The following is a 15,115-nucleotide window of genomic DNA, read 5'->3' on the forward strand; positions in this document are numbered from 1 at the left end:
GGCGACGGTACGGAGGAAGGCGTGTCAAGCGACACTGGAAGGGCTTGCAGGAACGCTGAACACACCGCGGGCGCGCAGCCGGGCACCGATGTCCCCGGTCAGCGCGACCAGCCGTGCCAGCGCAGAACCGGGGGCGGGCACCGCGGCGGTCGCGACGGCGACCCGTCGGACGGGGCGGTGGGTGAGCCGGCGCACCGCGACGTCACCCCGTGAGGCCCAGGCGGCCAACGAAGGGACCAGTGATACCCCGACCCCCGCGGCGACCATTCCCTGCACCGTGCCGTAGTCGTCGGCGCGGAACGTCACGTCTGGCTCGAAACCCGCTCGGCGACACGCGTGTTGAAATACACGGGTGTCGGGGCAGGTGCCTGTCGCGGTGCTGACCACCCACCTCTCACAGGCCAGCGCCTCGAACGGCACTTCCACGGCGTCGGCCATCCGGTGGCTGCGTGGCAGCACGACGAAGAACTCGTCGTCGTAGACCGGCACCGTGTGCACGCCCGGGTACTCGGGTCCCTCCCCGGGCACCTCGGTGACCATCGCGGCCGCCACCCCGTCGGCATTCAGCAGCGCCACCGCGTCGTCGGGATCTGCGGTGACCAATTCGATTCGGGTTGCCGGGAATTCGTGGTGATAGCGGGCGATCACCCGCGGCAGTATCGTGGCGGCAGCGCTGGTGAATGACGCGACCCGCAACGTCGTGGGAGTCGCGGTGGCCAACCGCGCCAGATCCTGTTCGGCGGCTGCGACGGCGTCGAGGATGGACTCGGCGTGTTCGAGCAGCCGGGCACCCGCCGGCGTCGATCGGGTGCCCGACGGGCCGCGCTCGAGGAGTTTGGCGCCGATGTCCCGTTCGAGCGCGGTGATCTGTTGCGAGACCGCGGATGTGGTGTAACCCAACGACGCCGCCGCGGCACTGAGCGAACCGAAGCGCACCACGGCGCGCAACACCAGCAGGCGGCGTACATCGAACACGGCGTGACGTTAAGGCGCGGTAGCGCGGACACACCAGCATTGCGATCAGCGCGAGGCAATCACCGGGTGCTGCCGTGGTGCAGCGCCGCGACGTCGGGATGGGCGCGGGTGCGCGACTTCCACGCGTTCTCGCCGTAGGTGTTGAAGATCGGATTGTCCGGATCTGCCTCCACCCCACGGCAGCGTGCGGCCAGTTCGGCGGGCAGCGCCAGAATCGGGATCAGCGCATCGAGTGCGGGGTTGAGGAAGTACGGAATCGAGACGCGGTCGGTGCCCGGCCGAGGAGCGAGCACGCGGTGTCGGGTGGCGCGCAGGTAACCGCCGGTCGCCACCTCGAGCAGCTCGCCGATGTTGACGATGAACGCCCCGGGCAGCGGCGGGACGTCGATCCATTCGTCGGATCCCGACTCGACCTGCAGACCGGTCGAGTCGGGTTCGACGAGCAGCAGGGTCAGCACCCCCGAGTCCTTGTGCGCCCCGACACCCTGCGCGGTCTCGGTGGTGCCCGGATAACGAACCACCTTCATCAAGGTGGCGGGGCGGTCGGCGAACGCCGCGTCGAAGGTGTCCTCGGCCGCCCCCAACGAGACCGCCCAGTGCCGCAACAACCGCAGCCCGACGGCCGACAACGCCGCATCCCAGTCCTCGAACGCGGCGCGGAACCCAGGCGGCGCCGACGGCCACAGGTTCGGTCCCTGCAGCCGCCAGTAGCCTTCCGCACCGTCGATGACCTCGCGCTCCGGCCCGATGTCGATCTGCTCCCGCCAGTCGACGGTGCCGTTGGTCAGTTCCCCGCCCAGACGCGAGTACCCGCGGAACTGCGGGCTGCGCAGCTGGCTGATCTCGTTCTTGCGGTCGGCGGGCAGCGCGAAGAACTCCCGCGCCAGGCTCAGCACCCGCTCGAACCGCTCGAGAGGGACGCCGTGCCCGACGAGGTAGAAGAACCCGGCGTCGTGGGCGGCCTCCCGTAGCCGGGCACGGAAGCCGTCCGGGTCTGTGGCGGCGTCGGCGAGGTCGAGAACGGGTAGCACGCGCGCCATTGTGGGCCGCGAACGCCGAAGCAGCCAGCGGCGTTCACCAACGCTGGACACCGTTGCAGACTTCGTGAAGGCGCCGTCGGTTCAGCCGGCCGCTTCGGCGGCGTTGTCCACCATCTGCGCGGCGATCGCCGCCGCCTCGGTCCCGGGTGCGAACGCGCACGCCCATGTCTCGACGACGAGATTCGACGCCGCCGACATCGCGTGCTGGCACCCCCAGCCGCCGGCGTCGCGCTGCACCGACATCTGGGTCAGCAGCGGTCCGTCGTCGACCACCGAGGCCATGTCCCACAGCGAGCGCACGACGCCGTCGTCGACGACGAGCCCGGCCCGCGCGCACTCCTCCCACATCGCGCGCGCCGCGGCGACGAACGCGCGGGCCTCGTCCTCCGACGGGTACAGCACCACGGTCTGCTCGACCCAGTGCTGGTTGTCCTCCCCCGGTTCCCGCGCGACCTGATCGCGGACCACCGTCCACCCGCTGCCCTCGTAGACGGTCTCCTCGGCGCCGTAGACCGCCCCGACGCAGCCCGGATCCGAGACGTCGCCGGAGTGATCGGTCATCACCCCCACATCACTGGTGACGACCATCCCGACGGAGCCGACGATGCTGTTGAGCTCGTCGATGTCCACCAGCACGTCGCCCAGGTGGACCTCTGACAGCGGCGGCACGGCCGAGACGTCGTCGCCGGCCTGCCGCACCGCATCACCCGACACCGTGCGCGCGCACCCGGCCACCAGCGCCGCGACCACCAGCGCGACCGCCACTCTCCGGCTCATCCGGGGACCCCTCAGCCGGTCAGTTTGTCGAGCATGAGTTGCGCGACGTCGACCGCGGCGTCCGCGCCGCCGGAGCGGGCCCCGGCAACGTCGGTGATCTCGACGTCGACGATCGCGTCCCCCGCTACGCCCATGGCGCGCTGGATCGGCGTCGCGCCGCCGTGCACCACCACCGCCGACACCACCGGCGCGGCCACTCGGACCTCGGTGATGCGGCTGTGTTCGGCGGCCCCGGCACCGCCGCGGCGCAGCACCATCGTCGCGCCGTCGCAGTCCCGCCAGTCGTCGGCCGCGGCGGCGAAGAACGCCTCGGCGTCCTCGGCCGAGGCCAGTTGCACCACCCCGAAGAACCCGCTCAGCGCGGGTCCGTCGACGCTGCCCGCCGCCCAGGACCGGCTGGCCACCGACCGCACGGAACTGGCACCGTAGACCGCCTGCTGGAGGCGATAGGTGGTGCTCACGCATTCCACCGGGGTGGCCTGTGCGCGGTCCACACCGCGCAGCAGGGTGTCCGGTCCGCCCTCGACGAGCTGGCCCATCAACCCGGTCGGGGCGACGCCCAGCGCCCCGGACAGTTCCTCGGCGGTCGGCAGGACGCCGTCGAGCGCACGCATCGGGGTGGGGGTGCCCGCGGGCTCGTCGTCGACGGCCATCCCGTCGACGGTGGTGGTGCACCCGACGAGCAGGCATGCACCGGCCAGGATCGACGCCAGGCGTGGTGCGTGCATGCTTTTCTCTAGCACGCCGCCGCCGGCCGTGCGACCGTTCGGACTACTTCTTGGGTTTGTCCCCGGCGGCATCGGTGGACAGCGCGGCGACGAACGCCTCCTGCGGCACGTCGACCCGGCCGATCGTCTTCATCCGCTTCTTGCCCTCCTTCTGCTTCTCGAGCAGTTTGCGCTTGCGGGTGATGTCACCGCCGTAGCACTTGGAGAGCACGTCCTTGCGGATCGCGCGGATGTTCTCGCGGGCGATGATCCGCGAGCCGATCGCCGCCTGCACCGGCACCTCGAACTGCTGGCGCGGGATCAGCTCCTTGAGCTTGCTGGTCATCTTGTTGCCGTACGCGGCGGCGCCGTCCTTGTGAACGATGGCCGAGAACGCGTCGACGGCCTCGCCCTGCAACAGGATGTCGACCTTGACCAGGTCGGCTTCCTGTTCGCCCGCTTCCTCGTAGTCGAGGCTGGCGTAGCCGCGGGTGCGGGACTTCAGCGAATCGAAGAAGTCGAAGATGATCTCGCCCAGCGGCATCGTGTAGCGCAGTTCGACGCGTTCGGGCGACAGGTAGTCCATCCCGCCGAGCTCACCGCGCCGCGACTGGCAGAGCTCCATGATCGTGCCGATGAACTCGCTGGGCGCGATGACGGTGGTCTTGACGACGGGTTCGTAGACGGTGCGGACCTTGCCGTCGGGCCAGTCCGACGGGTTGGTGACCGTGAGTTCGGTGCCGTCGTCCTTGATGACCCGGTACACGACGTTCGGGGCGGTGGAGATCAGGTCAAGGTTGAACTCGCGCTCGAGGCGCTCACGGGTGATCTCCATGTGCAGCAGGCCGAGGAAGCCGCACCGGAACCCGAACCCGAGCGCCACCGACGTCTCCGGCTCGTACGTCAGCGCCGCGTCGTTGAGCTGCAGCTTGTCCAGCGCTTCGCGCAGCACCGGATAGTCCGACCCGTCCACGGGATACAGGCCCGAGTACACCATCGGCCGCGGTTCCCGGTAGCCGGTGAGCGCTTCCTTGGCGCCGTTGCGGGCGGTCGTGACGGTGTCACCGACCTTGGACTGGCGGACGTCCTTCACCCCGGTGATGAGGTAGCCGACCTCGCCGACGCCGAGACCGGCCGAAGCCTTCGGCTCGGGTGAGACGATGCCGACCTCGAGCAGCTCATGGGTGGCGCCGGTCGACATCATCGCGATGCGTTCGCGCGGGGTGATCTTGCCGTCGACGACGCGGACGTAGGTGACCACACCGCGGTAGATGTCGTAGACGGAGTCGAAGATCATCGCGCGGGCCGGGGCGTCGGCGTCGCCGGTCGGCGGGGGCACCAGCCGCACCACCTGGTCGAGCAGTTCGGTCACCCCGACACCGGTCTTGCCGGAGACCCGCAGCACGTCGGACGGTTCACAGCCGATGATGTGGGCCAGTTCGCCCGCGTAGCGGTCGGGGTCGGCGGCCGGCAGATCGATCTTGTTGAGCACCGGGATGATCGTGAGATCGCGGTCCAGTGCGAGGTACAGGTTGGCCAGGGTCTGCGCCTCGATGCCCTGGGCGGCGTCGACGAGCAGAATGGCGCCCTCGCACGCCTCCAGCGCGCGCGACACCTCGTAGGTGAAGTCGACGTGGCCGGGGGTGTCGATCAGGTGCAGCACGAACTTCTCGGCTGACCCGTCTTCCCTGGTAACCGACCACGGCAGCCGCACGTTCTGCGCCTTGATGGTGATGCCGCGCTCGCGCTCGATGTCCATCCGGTCGAGATACTGCGCGCGCATGTCGCGGTCGGCGACGACACCGGTCAGCTGCAGCATCCGATCCGCGAGCGTCGACTTGCCGTGGTCGATGTGGGCGATGATGCAGAAGTTCCGAATCTGCGCCGGCGCGGTGAAGGTCTGGTCGGCGAAACTGCTAATTGGGAATCTCCTGGTAAGGGCGGTCCTGGTGGCCTCAAGGGTATCCATCGACGGCCCGTCGGGCACAATCGCGCCCCCGGAAGGTCACCTATGCTCGAATGCATGCCTCCGCAGTGGAAGTCGTTCCAGCGGTTGGCGGAGAAGCTGGTGTTCCAGGAGGCACCGAAGGTGATCCGCCAGCTGCAGCAATCCGAGAACCGGCCTCGTACGGTGCAGCAGGGCATTCAGCAGGGTCTACGGATCGGGCTGGGCGTGGGCCTGTCCGCCCTGGCCGGCGCCGCCAGCCCGCCCACCCCCGCCATCACCGCGGGCCGGCCGGTCACCAAGAACAGCGTTCCGACCGCGCAGCGGGCCCGCAAGATCGTCTACGCCCCCGACCTGGACGGGCGCGCCGATCCGGGCGAGATCGTGTGGACGTGGGTGGTCTACGAGGACGACCCGAACCGCGGTAAGGACCGCCCCGTACTCGTCGTCGGGCGGGACCGCCGCACCCTGCTCGGGCTGATGCTGTCCAGCCAGGACCACCACGGCGACGATCCCAACTGGGTGGCGATCGGGGCGGGTAGCTGGGACTACGACGGCAGGGCCAGCTGGGTGCGGCTGGACCGTGTGCTCGACGTCCCCGAGGAGGGGATCCGCCGCGAGGGCGCGATCCTCGACCGTGAACGCTTCGACGTGGTGGCCGCACGGTTGCGCACTGAGTACTCCTGGAGCTGACCCGTCCGCTCCCGTATTCGACGGAACGGTTAATATCCTGTGCGCGCGGGTAGTCCGTCAGCAGGAAGGACGGGCAAATGAACGGACTAGGTGTCGGCGTCGACTCGGCACATTTCGGCACAGCCCCCTCGACGGGATCGCCGATAGCTGTCTTGGCCATCTGTTTCGCCTGCGGCTACCCCACCATGCGTCCCGGACTGTGCGCATACTGCCGGCCTGAACCGACGCTCTAGTCCCCTCGCCCCCAACGGGCGAGTGAGGCAAGGGGTGTCGCGATGCGTGTGCTGCGGGCTCTTCTCGGCGCACTGCTGTGGATCCTCGCCGGTCTGCTCGGACTCGTCGGGGTACTGCTGTCGCTCACCGCGATCCTGCTGCCGCTGGGCGTCCCCCTGCTCGCTCTGTCCGGCCGCCTGTTGAAGCAGGCGGTGCAGTTGATGTTGCCGCGCGGTCTCGCCCATCCGGTGAACGAACTCTCCAAGAACGCGGACCGGGCGGGCCGCGATGCGCGCAAGTCGCTGCGCAAGGGGCGCAAACGGTTCTCGCGCGCGGTGTCGAAGTAGTGAAGTGGAGGCCGAGAAATGGGAGCGTTGAACGGATTACTCAACGTACTGCTCGGAATCGTGTCGGCCGTACTCGGTGTGGTGCTGGGAGTCGTGGCGGCGCTGGTGTGGCTCGTCGGCGGTCTGCTGTGCGTGACGATCCTGTTGCTGCCGTTGGGGATTCCGGTGTTACGGCTGGGCAGCCGGCTGTTCGGGCTGGCCGGTCAACTCATGCACGTGGGCTGACAAGCGTTGCGCCGAAGCTGCTCACAGATCATGTTTTTCGCCGATTTGATGATCTGACAGCAGTCTCGGCGTGCGGCGCTATCGGGGTTCGCGCCACATCGGCCACAGTGAGGGGCCGCCGTCCGGCAGCCTCAACTCCCCGGTGACCTCGAAACCGAACCGCTCGTAGTACGGGATGTTGTCGGGATTGCTGGACTCCAGGTACGCCGGCGCGTATTCGGCGTCGCAGCGGTCGAGTCGCGACCGCATCAGCGCCTGCCCGAATCCCTTGCCGCGCACCGACGTATCGCTACCGATGATCGCCAGGTACCAGTGCGGCTCCTCGGGATGGCGCTCCTTCATCTGGTCGGCCACCTGCCGGCCCGCGGCCACCCGGTTACCGAACGCACGGATGAACGCCGGCATCATCAGCAACCCCTCCAACGACGTCTGCTGCCACCGGCCCGGCGGATCCCACAGCGCCGCGGCACCGATACCGTCGCCCCCGGCGGCCACCTCGACACCCCCGCCGCGCAGGAAATGGTGCCGAGTCATGGTGGCGAACATCCGCGGGAGAGCCCGGCGTCGGGCGGCCGCATCGGGCTGGATCCAGGTCATCACCGGATCGTCGTGGAACGCGCGGCCGAGTACGTCCGCCAAATCCCGCACATCCGACTTGCGCCCCGGGCGGAGGTCGATGGCAGCCACCCGCCCACCATGGCACATTCTCTAACCCGCCGGGACCGCCTCGGCGGGAGTGCCCGCGAGAAGGGGCAGTACGCCCTCGCCGACGTGACGGATCTCCTGGGCCTGTGGGTACCCGGACAGGACGAATTCGCTGATGCCCAGCCGCCGGTACTCCTCGAACACGGCGGCGACCTCCTCGTAGCTGCCGGTGACTGCGGTGCCCGCGCCGTCGCGCAGCAGGCTCGGCCCTGCCCACAGCCCGGGGTGGACCTCGAGGCTGCGCGCGTCGACGAGATCCCCGGTGGTCAGCGCGGCCATCCGCCGCTGGCCTTCGGATCCGCTCGCGAGATAGCGGTCGTGCGCCCGCCGCACCTCGTCGGCAGAGAGCCCCGCGATCAGTTCCTCGGCTCGCTGCCACGCCTGCGCGGAGGTCGGCCGCGCGACGGTGTGCAAGCGCACCCCGAACCGCAGGATGCGCCCGTGCCGTGCGGCCGCGGCGCGTACGCGGTCGATCTTCTCCACCACCTGATCCGGCGGCTCACCCCACGTGAGGTACACGTCGGCGTACCGCGCGGCCACCTCGATGGCCTCCGGTGACGACCCACCGAAGTAGACCGTCGGCGTTTGAGCGAGCGGGTACGCCGTTCGCGCGGCGTCGATGTCGTAGAACTCGCCGTGGAAGGAGAAGTCCGGGTCCGTCCAGATGCCGCGCACCACGTGCAGGAACTCCCCGGTGCGCCGGTAGCGCGCCGACTTGTCGATCGCGTCGCCGTAGCGCCGCATCTCGTCGTCGTCGCCGCCGGTGACGACGTTGAGCGCCAGCCGATTACCGGTGAAGCGCTGGTAGGTGCTGACCTGTTGGGCCGCCAGTGTCGGTGACAGCACCCCGGGTCGGAACGCCACCAGGTACTTGAGCCGGCGGGTGTGCTGGGCGAGCGCCGCGGTGGCGATCCACGAGTCCTCGCAGTGCGAACCCGTGGGGGTGAGCACGGCCTCGAACCCGTAGTCCTCGGCGGCACGGCCGAGGGCGGTGAGGTTGTGCAGCGTCGGCTCCAGATGCGACTCTGCCCGCACCGAAGCGCTGCCCCGATTGTCGGCGATCGTCGTGGTGTCGCCGTGCGTCGGCAGGTACCAGTGGAACTTCAGGTGTGCACTCACCGGCAGCACTCTGGTCGGCGCCGCGGGCGATGTCGAGGATTCAGACCAGCGTGAACGCAACGACTCTCGCGCTCATCCCCGGGTGATGTAGGCCTGCAGCTGTTCCTGTTCGGTCTGCAACTGCTCCATCCGCGTCTTGACCACGTCGCCGATGCTCACGATCCCGGCCAGCCGGCCACCGTCGAGCACCGGCACGTGGCGCACCCGGTTGTTGGTCATCAACGCGGCCAGGTCGTCGACGGGATCGTCGGGGGTGCAGGTGACCACGACGGCGGTCATCAACTCCGACACCGGCCTGCGCAGCAGGTCGGCGCCGCGTTCGTGGAGCCGGCGCACCACGTCGCGTTCGGAGACCATGCCGACGATGCCGTCGGGGCCGACGACCACCATGGCGCCGATGTTGTGGGTGGCGAGTTCGGCCAGCAGGCCGGTGACCGTGGTGGTCTCGGTGATGGTCGCCACCGCCGACCCCTTGCTGCGCAGCACGTCCGCTATTCGCATCGCCGCCTCCGCCTCTTGTGATACGGCTCACATAAGGCTAGGCCGGATTCGCCGCGATCGGAATAGCCAAACCGGCGCACGATCGCCGTCCGCACGGTACCTATGGGGCCATGATCGAGGTGACACTGCTGGGAACCGGAAGCCCCATCCCCGACCCGCGCCGGGCCGGGGCGTCGACGTTGGTGCGCGCGGGCGGACAGGCGTTTCTCGTCGACTGCGGCCGCGGCGTGCAGATGCGCATGGCCGCAGCCGGAATCGCCGCGAACGCGTTGTCGGCGCTACTGCTGACCCATCTGCACAGCGACCACATCGCCGACCTCGGCGACCTGCTGATCACCCGATGGATCACCACCTTCGACGAGCAGGTGCCGCTGCAGGTGTTCGGCCCGCCCGGCACCGCGGAGGCGGTGACCCGGATGCTCGCCGCGTTCGGTCACGACATCGGCTACCGCATCGACCACCACCCGGATCTGACCGCACCGCCGCCGGTCGAGGTACACGAGGTGACCGAGGGCGTGGTGTGGGACCACGACGGCGTGACGGTGCGGGTGGCGCCGACCGACCACCGCCCGGTCACCCCGACCATCGGCTTCCGCATCGAACACGCCGACGCCTCGGTGGTGCTCGCAGGCGACACCGTGCCGTGCGCCGGCCTCGACGAACTCGCCGCGGGTGCGGGTGCGTTGGTGCACACCGTGATCCGCAAGGATCTCGTGGCACTGGCCCCCCAACAGCGCGTGCGTGAGGTCTGCGACTACCACTCCTCGGTCGAGGAGGCCGCCGACACCGCCCGCCGGGCCGGGGTCGGGATCCTCGTGCTCACCCACTACCTGCCGCCGATCGCCCCGGGACAGGAGGACGACTGGCGCGCACGGGCGGCGGCGGTGTTCCCCCGCCAGATCGAGCTCGGCGACGACCTGCACCGCGTCGAGGTCCATCCGGGGGTGTGCGTCAAGCCAGCCGGGTGACCTCCACGACGACGTCGAGGTCGGTGGACCCCTCCCCGGAGTAGATGCCCTTGAGCGGGGACACGTCGGCGTAGTCGCGCCCGACCCCCACGCTGATGTAGCGCTCGTCGATGTCGGTGTCGTTGGTGGGGTCGTAGTTCCACCAGCCGCCGGTCCACGCCTGCACCCACGCGTGGCTCTGCCCGTCGACGGTGTCGCCGATCTTGGCATCACCCTTCGGATGCAGGTACCCCGAGACGTACCGGGCGGGAATCCCCATGCTGCGCAACAGGATCAGCGACAGGTGCGCGAAGTCCTGGCACACGCCCTTGCCCTCGCGTAGCGCGTCGAGGCCCGACGAGTGCACCCCGGTGGTGCCCGGCACGTAGTCCAGTTCGGTGTGCACCCAGTTCGCGGCGGCGATCACCGCCTCGTACGGGTCGTGGTCCCTGGCGATGCGCTGACCCACCCGCGCGATCCGCTTGCTGGCCGGGGTGTATTCGGAGGCGGTGAGGACCTCGTCGTAGCGGTCGATGACCGCCTCGGACCGCAGATCGTCCCACGTCACCGTCTCCTCCGGCCGGTCACCGACGTCGGTCTCGACAACGGAGGAGGCCGTCACCTCGAGTTCGGTGTGCGGGGCGTGCAGATCGAATGCGGTCACCGCGGTGCCCCAGTAGTCGACGTAGCGGTACTGCCGGGTGGCGGGCACCGTCTCGACCCGGTTGAGGATCACGTTCTGCCTGCTGTCCGAACGCGGCGTCAACCGCGCCTCGTTGAACGACGCGGTGACCGGGGACTTGTAGGCGTAACCCGTCGCGTGCACCACCCGCATCCGCCACATGACCTCAGACCTCCCCTTCTTCGATGACCAGCGTGTTGCGACCGGCATCGGTCCAAGCCACCCACGGTGCGACGTGGAAGTACTGCAGTGCCAACGCTTCTCCGACCTCACTGCACATCTTCTGCAGCCCGGCCAACCGCTGCTCGAGTGATTCGAGCAGGACGCCGGGATGCATGAACTCCAGCTCGCTGCGCGCCCGGCCCAGCAGGCGCTGCGCCTCGGCGGTGGCGCCCAGCCGGTTGTGCGGCCGGTGCAGCAGCTCGTCGAGATTGTGTTCGGCCAACCGCAGCGAGTAGAAGATCGACCGCGGGAACAGCCGGTCGAGCATCAGGAACTCGACCACCCGCCCGGCGTCGAGCACGCCGCGGTAGGTGCGCAGATAGGTGTCGTGCGCACCGGCCGAGCGCAGCAGCGTCACCCACGCCGGCGAGGACCCGCTGTCCCCGACGCGGGACAGCAGCAGCCGCACCATCATGTCGACGCGCTCGATCGCGCGGCCGAGCACCATGAACCGGTAGCCGTCGTCGCGGCTGAGCGTGGAGTCGGCCAGACCGGCGAACATCGCCGCGCGCCCCTCGACGTAGGACAGGAACTCGTGAGGGCCGAACCGTTTGGCGGCGCGTTCCCGCTCGGCGAGCGCGTTGTAAGTGGTGTTGAGGCACTCCCAGATCTCGGTCGAGGTGACTTCCCGTGCGCCGCGGGCGTTTTCGCGGGCCGCGGAGATGGCCTCGACGATCGAGGTGCCGTCGGCGGCCTCCCGGTTGAACGCGACGATCTCGGTCAGCGACCACACGTCCAGCGGATGGTCGGGCGCCTGCATACCGAGCACCCGCAGCAGGGTGCGCGCCACCCGGTCGGGGTCGACGCTGGAGTCCTCGAGCAGTTGGTGCACCGTGACGTCGAGGATGCGGGCGGTGTCGTCCGCGCGTTCGACGTAGCGGCCGATCCAGTACAGCGATTCGGCGTTGCGTGCCAGCATGTTCCGTGCCCCCTACTGCTGTTGCTGCTGTTGCTGCAGCTGCTCGGCGGACTGGACGTCGGCGTTCTTGGCGTTCTTGGCGTTCTTTTCGACCTTGTTCGCCTTCGGCGACTTCGGCAGTTCGCGCAGCACCTCGGCGGCGGCGAGTTCGCGGTCGGCGGCCGACGTACGCGAGGCCAGCACCCAGGTGTCCTTGGATCCGCCGCCCTGGCTGGAGTTGACCACCAGCGAACCCTCCGGCAGCGCGACGCGGGTGAGCCCGCCGGGCAGCACCCACACGTCGTCGCCGTCGTTGACCGCGAACGGGCGCAGGTCGACGTGGCGGGGCGCCAGCTTGCCCCCGATCTGGGTGGGCACCGTCGACAGCTGCATGACCGGCTGGGCGATCCAGCCGCGCGGATCGTTGCGGATCTTCTTGCAGATGGTGTTGAGCTCCCTCTCCGAGGCGTCGGGGCCGAACACGATGCCGTACCCGCCGGAGCCCTCGACCGGTTTGATGACCAGTTCGGTGACGCGGTCGAGCACCTCCTCCCGCTCGTCGTCGAGCCAGCAGCGGTAGGTGTCGACGTTGGCCAGCAGCGGCTTCTCGCCGAGGTAGTACTCGATGATCGTCGGCACGTAGGTGTAGACGAGTTTGTCGTCGCCGACGCCGTTGCCGACCGCGCTGGAGATGACGACGTTGCCCGCGCGGGCGGCGTTGAGCAGTCCGGCCACCCCCAGCACCGAGTCGGGGCGGAACTGCATGGGGTCGAGGAACGCGTCGTCGATGCGGCGGTAGATGACGTCGACCTGACGTTCCCCGGCGGTGGTGCGCATGTAGACGGTGTTGTCGCGGCAGAACAGGTCGCGGCCCTCGACGAGTTCCACGCCCATCTGGCGGGCGAGCAGTGAGTGCTCGAAGTAGGCCGAGTTGTAGACGCCCGGGGTGAGCACCACGACCGTCGGGTCGGCCTCGTTGGAGGCCGCGGCGTTGCGCAGCGCCCGCAGCAGGTGCGAGGCGTAGTCGTCGACCGCGCGCACCCGGTGGGTGGCGAACAGGTTGGGGAACACCCGCGCCATGGTGCGGCGGTTCTCCATCACATACGACACCCCCGACGGGGAACGCAGGTTGTCCTCCAGCACCCGGAAGTTGCCCTGGTCGTCGCGGATCAGGTCGATGCCGGCGACGTGGATGCGCACCCCGTTGGGCGGGCTGATCCCGACGGCCTCGCGGTGGAAGTGCTCACAGGAGGTGACGAGCCGGCGCGGGATGACGCCGTCGCGCAGGATGTGCTGTTCGCCGTAGATGTCGTCGAGGTAGGCCTCCAGCGCCCGCACCCGCTGGGTGATGCCGCGTTCGAGTCGCGTCCACTCGCCCGCGGAGATCACCCGCGGCACGAGGTCCAGCGGCAGCGGCCGCTCCTGCCCGGACAGCGAGAACGTGATGCCCTGGTTGATGAACGCCCGGTCGAGCGCGTCGGCGCGGGCCTGCAGATCGGCGGCGTCGGCGGGTGCCAGTTCGTTGTGGATGCCCTTGTAGGGACCGCGCACGTTGCCCTGCGGGTCGAACATCTCGTCGAACGCCTTGTCGTAGCCGCCGACGCTGTTGTATCCGGCGAAGATGCCCTCGTGGCGTTTGGACTTCGACCCGTTGCGGGAGCTTCGGGCCGACGACGAGGACTCACTGGGCAGGGTGCGCAGACTCACGCCTGCTACTTTGCCGTACGAGCGGCGTTCAAGCAGGTTAGCGGGGCGGACTTTGGTCGAACGGCGCGCCGCTGGTAACCTGAACAGTCGCTGCCCGCCGTCGTGGCGCGGCCGAAGACTTTGCATCATCCACCCGAGATTGAAGAAGGACAGCTCTTCGTGGCCAACATCAAGTCGCAGGAAAAGCGCATCCGTACCAACGAGCGCCGGCGTCTGCGCAACCAGTCGGTGAAGTCCTCGCTGCGCACCGCGGTGCGCGGGTTCCGTGAGGCCGTCGATTCCGGCGACAAGGACAAGGCCGCCGAGCTGCTCGTCACCACCAGCCGCAAGCTGGACAAGGCCGCCAGCAAGGGCGTCATCCACAAGAACCAGGCCGCCAACAAGAAGTCGGCGCTGGCCTCCGCGCTCAACAAGCTCTGAGCGCTTCTCCCCCTCGTTCAGTCGGCCACCAGTTCGGCGACTCTGCGCACCGCTGACTCGAGGGCGTAGTCGGCGTTGGCCGCTGCGCCCTTGACGTCGGCGTTGAGTGCTGCGACGACTCGGATCGCCTCGGCCACCGACGCCCGCGACCACCGTCGCGCCTGCTTCTGGGCTTTCTGCACCCGCCACGGCGGCATGCCCAGGTCCCCCGCCAGCCGGTAGGGGTCGCCCGACAGCGGACCCACCCGCGCGATCGTGTGCACCGCTTCGGCCAGCGCATCGGCCAACACCACCTGCGGTTCGCCGCTGAGCATCGCCCACCGCAGCGCTTCGGCCGCCCCGGCGACGTCCCCGGTGACCGCCTTGTCGGCGATGTCGAACCCCTTCACCTCCGCCTTGCCCGAGTGGTACCGGCGCACCGCGGCGGCGTTGACCTCACCGGCGGTGTCGGCGACCAACTGCGAACAGGCCGCCGCCAATTCGCGGATGTCGGAGCCCACCGCGTCGACGACGGCGGTGACGGTGTCATCGGTGACCTTGACCTTGTGGGTACGGAACTCTCTGCGCACGAAGTCCGCGCGGTCGGCGGCCTTGACGATCTTGGCGCACGGATGCACCTCGGCGCCGAGCTTCTTCAGCTGATCGGCCAACGCCTTCGCGCGACCCCCGCCGGAGTGCACGACCACGAGCATGGTGCCCGGCGGCAGGTCGGCGGCGGCGCTCGCGATCAGCGCGACCGCATCCTTGCCGGCCTCGCCGGCCGCCTCGAGCACGACCACCCGTTCGTCGGAGAACAACGACGGACTGAGCAGTTCGGCGAGCTCGCTGGTGCTGACCTCCCCTGCGCGCAACCGGTTGACCGGAACGTCGTCGGTGCCCGCACGCTTGCGCGCGTTCCTCAGCACGGCCGCGACCGCGCGCTCGACGAGAAGTTCTTCGTCGCCCAACACCAGATGGAGGGCTTCGACCTGTTGGCTCACCCTCAAATGGTG

General features: G+C 69.2%; 17 protein-coding genes. 5 read left to right on the forward strand and 12 right to left on the reverse strand.

Going from position 1 to position 15,115, the window contains the following annotated elements; all coding sequences use genetic code 11:
- Positions 1-24 precede the first annotated feature (24 nt).
- From AU194_RS25890 to lepA, 5 genes are all read right to left on the reverse strand, one after another.
- A complete protein-coding gene (locus AU194_RS25890) occupies positions 25-975 on the reverse strand; it encodes a LysR family transcriptional regulator (protein ID WP_059092138.1) in 951 nt (316 codons plus the stop codon).
- Positions 976-1,034: 59 nt separating this feature from the next.
- Positions 1,035-2,006, reverse strand: coding sequence for an isopenicillin N synthase family oxygenase (locus tag AU194_RS25895; protein ID WP_059092267.1), 972 nt, complete (start codon positions 2,004-2,006; stop codon positions 1,035-1,037).
- Between the two features lie 90 nt (positions 2,007-2,096).
- Positions 2,097-2,792 carry a sensor domain-containing protein gene (locus tag AU194_RS25900; protein WP_059092139.1) on the reverse strand — a complete coding sequence of 232 codons (696 nt, stop codon included), beginning with the start codon at positions 2,790-2,792 and terminating at the stop codon, positions 2,097-2,099.
- 11 nt (positions 2,793-2,803) lie between these two features.
- The gene (locus tag AU194_RS25905) at positions 2,804-3,520 is read right to left on the reverse strand and encodes a sensor domain-containing protein (RefSeq protein WP_059092140.1); all 717 of its coding nucleotides are present in this window, start codon (positions 3,518-3,520) and stop codon (positions 2,804-2,806) included.
- Between the two features lie 43 nt (positions 3,521-3,563).
- A complete protein-coding gene (lepA, locus tag AU194_RS25910; RefSeq protein ID WP_082698851.1) occupies positions 3,564-5,468 on the reverse strand; it encodes a translation elongation factor 4 in 1,905 nt (634 codons plus the stop codon).
- A 42-nt stretch (positions 5,469-5,510) separates the two neighbouring features.
- Between lepA and AU194_RS25915 the strand changes: the two genes are divergently transcribed.
- The 3 genes from AU194_RS25915 to AU194_RS25925 all read left to right on the forward strand — a co-directional run bounded on the left by AU194_RS25915 (position 5,511) and on the right by AU194_RS25925 (position 6,922).
- Entirely contained in the window at positions 5,511-6,137 is a 627-nt protein-coding gene (locus AU194_RS25915) for a type II toxin-antitoxin system PemK/MazF family toxin (RefSeq protein WP_059092142.1), read from the forward strand.
- 275 nt (positions 6,138-6,412) lie between these two features.
- Entirely contained in the window at positions 6,413-6,697 is a 285-nt protein-coding gene (locus AU194_RS25920; protein ID WP_059092143.1) for a hypothetical protein, read from the forward strand.
- A gap of 18 nt (positions 6,698-6,715) precedes the next feature.
- A complete protein-coding gene (locus tag AU194_RS25925) occupies positions 6,716-6,922 on the forward strand; it encodes a hypothetical protein (RefSeq protein WP_059092144.1) in 207 nt (68 codons plus the stop codon).
- Positions 6,923-7,000: 78 nt separating this feature from the next.
- Here the strand turns inward: AU194_RS25925 and AU194_RS25930 are convergent, their stop codons facing one another.
- The 3 genes from AU194_RS25930 to AU194_RS25940 all read right to left on the reverse strand — a co-directional run bounded on the left by AU194_RS25930 (position 7,001) and on the right by AU194_RS25940 (position 9,247).
- On the reverse strand, positions 7,001-7,609 hold the full coding sequence (locus AU194_RS25930) for a GNAT family N-acetyltransferase (RefSeq protein ID WP_231743582.1): 609 nt from the start codon (positions 7,607-7,609) through the stop codon (positions 7,001-7,003).
- Positions 7,610-7,630: 21 nt separating this feature from the next.
- Entirely contained in the window at positions 7,631-8,746 is a 1,116-nt protein-coding gene (locus AU194_RS25935) for an LLM class flavin-dependent oxidoreductase (RefSeq protein WP_059092268.1), read from the reverse strand.
- A 72-nt stretch (positions 8,747-8,818) separates the two neighbouring features.
- Positions 8,819-9,247 (reverse strand): CBS domain-containing protein, encoded by a 429-nt coding sequence (locus AU194_RS25940; RefSeq protein ID WP_059092146.1) that lies wholly within the window; start codon positions 9,245-9,247, stop codon positions 8,819-8,821.
- 110 nt (positions 9,248-9,357) lie between these two features.
- On the opposite strand from AU194_RS25940, the gene AU194_RS25945 reads away from it, so the two are divergent.
- Entirely contained in the window at positions 9,358-10,215 is an 858-nt protein-coding gene (locus AU194_RS25945) for a ribonuclease Z (RefSeq protein ID WP_059092147.1), read from the forward strand.
- Here the strand turns inward: AU194_RS25945 and AU194_RS25950 are convergent.
- Genes AU194_RS25950 through AU194_RS25960 form a run of 3 tightly spaced genes read right to left on the reverse strand, consistent with a single transcriptional unit; the run spans position 10,199 to position 13,619 of the window.
- Entirely contained in the window at positions 10,199-11,038 is an 840-nt protein-coding gene (locus AU194_RS25950) for a transglutaminase family protein (protein ID WP_059092148.1), read from the reverse strand. The two genes, AU194_RS25945 and AU194_RS25950, sit on opposite strands and share 17 nt — an antisense overlap.
- A 4-nt stretch (positions 11,039-11,042) precedes the next feature.
- Positions 11,043-12,017 carry an alpha-E domain-containing protein gene (locus AU194_RS25955; RefSeq protein ID WP_059092149.1) on the reverse strand — a complete coding sequence of 325 codons (975 nt, stop codon included), beginning with the start codon at positions 12,015-12,017 and terminating at the stop codon, positions 11,043-11,045.
- A gap of 12 nt (positions 12,018-12,029) precedes the next feature.
- Positions 12,030-13,619: a circularly permuted type 2 ATP-grasp protein gene (locus AU194_RS25960; protein ID WP_231743589.1), complete on the reverse strand. Its 1,590-nt coding sequence runs from the start codon at positions 13,617-13,619 to the stop codon at positions 12,030-12,032.
- Positions 13,620-13,862: 243 nt separating this feature from the next.
- Here AU194_RS25960 and rpsT point away from each other — a divergent pair, with 243 nt between their 5' ends.
- Complete coding sequence (gene rpsT, locus AU194_RS25965; RefSeq protein ID WP_059092151.1) at positions 13,863-14,123, forward strand: 30S ribosomal protein S20; 261 nt, start codon at positions 13,863-13,865, stop codon at positions 14,121-14,123.
- Between the two features lie 17 nt (positions 14,124-14,140).
- On the opposite strand, the gene holA is transcribed toward rpsT, so the two are convergent.
- A complete protein-coding gene (gene holA / locus AU194_RS25970) occupies positions 14,141-15,103 on the reverse strand; it encodes a DNA polymerase III subunit delta (protein ID WP_059092152.1) in 963 nt (320 codons plus the stop codon).
- Positions 15,104-15,115: the final 12 nt, after the last annotated feature.

The sequence above is a fragment of the Mycobacterium sp. GA-2829 genome (genome assembly GCF_001499965.1).
In the GTDB taxonomy this organism is placed as follows: Bacteria; Actinomycetota; Actinomycetes; order Mycobacteriales; family Mycobacteriaceae; genus Mycobacterium.

Excerpts from the sequence above, each read along its gene's own strand:
- AU194_RS25920 (WP_059092143.1), top strand. The coding sequence starts at position 6,413 with ATGCGTGTGCTGCGGGCTCTTCTCGGCGCACTGCTGTGGATCCTCGCC.
- AU194_RS25940 (WP_059092146.1), bottom strand. The coding sequence starts at position 9,247 with ATGCGAATAGCGGACGTGCTGCGCAGCAAGGGGTCGGCGGTGGCGACC.
- AU194_RS25915 (WP_059092142.1), top strand. The coding sequence starts at position 5,511 with ATGCTCGAATGCATGCCTCCGCAGTGGAAGTCGTTCCAGCGGTTGGCG.
- AU194_RS25955 (WP_059092149.1), bottom strand. The coding sequence starts at position 12,017 with ATGCTGGCACGCAACGCCGAATCGCTGTACTGGATCGGCCGCTACGTC.
- AU194_RS25925 (WP_059092144.1), top strand. The coding sequence starts at position 6,716 with ATGGGAGCGTTGAACGGATTACTCAACGTACTGCTCGGAATCGTGTCG.
- AU194_RS25900 (WP_059092139.1), bottom strand. The coding sequence starts at position 2,792 with ATGAGCCGGAGAGTGGCGGTCGCGCTGGTGGTCGCGGCGCTGGTGGCC.
- AU194_RS25945 (WP_059092147.1), top strand. The coding sequence starts at position 9,358 with ATGATCGAGGTGACACTGCTGGGAACCGGAAGCCCCATCCCCGACCCG.
- lepA (WP_082698851.1), bottom strand. The coding sequence starts at position 5,468 with ATGGATACCCTTGAGGCCACCAGGACCGCCCTTACCAGGAGATTCCCA.
- AU194_RS25905 (WP_059092140.1), bottom strand. The coding sequence starts at position 3,520 with ATGCACGCACCACGCCTGGCGTCGATCCTGGCCGGTGCATGCCTGCTC.
- AU194_RS25950 (WP_059092148.1), bottom strand. The coding sequence starts at position 11,038 with ATGTGGCGGATGCGGGTGGTGCACGCGACGGGTTACGCCTACAAGTCC.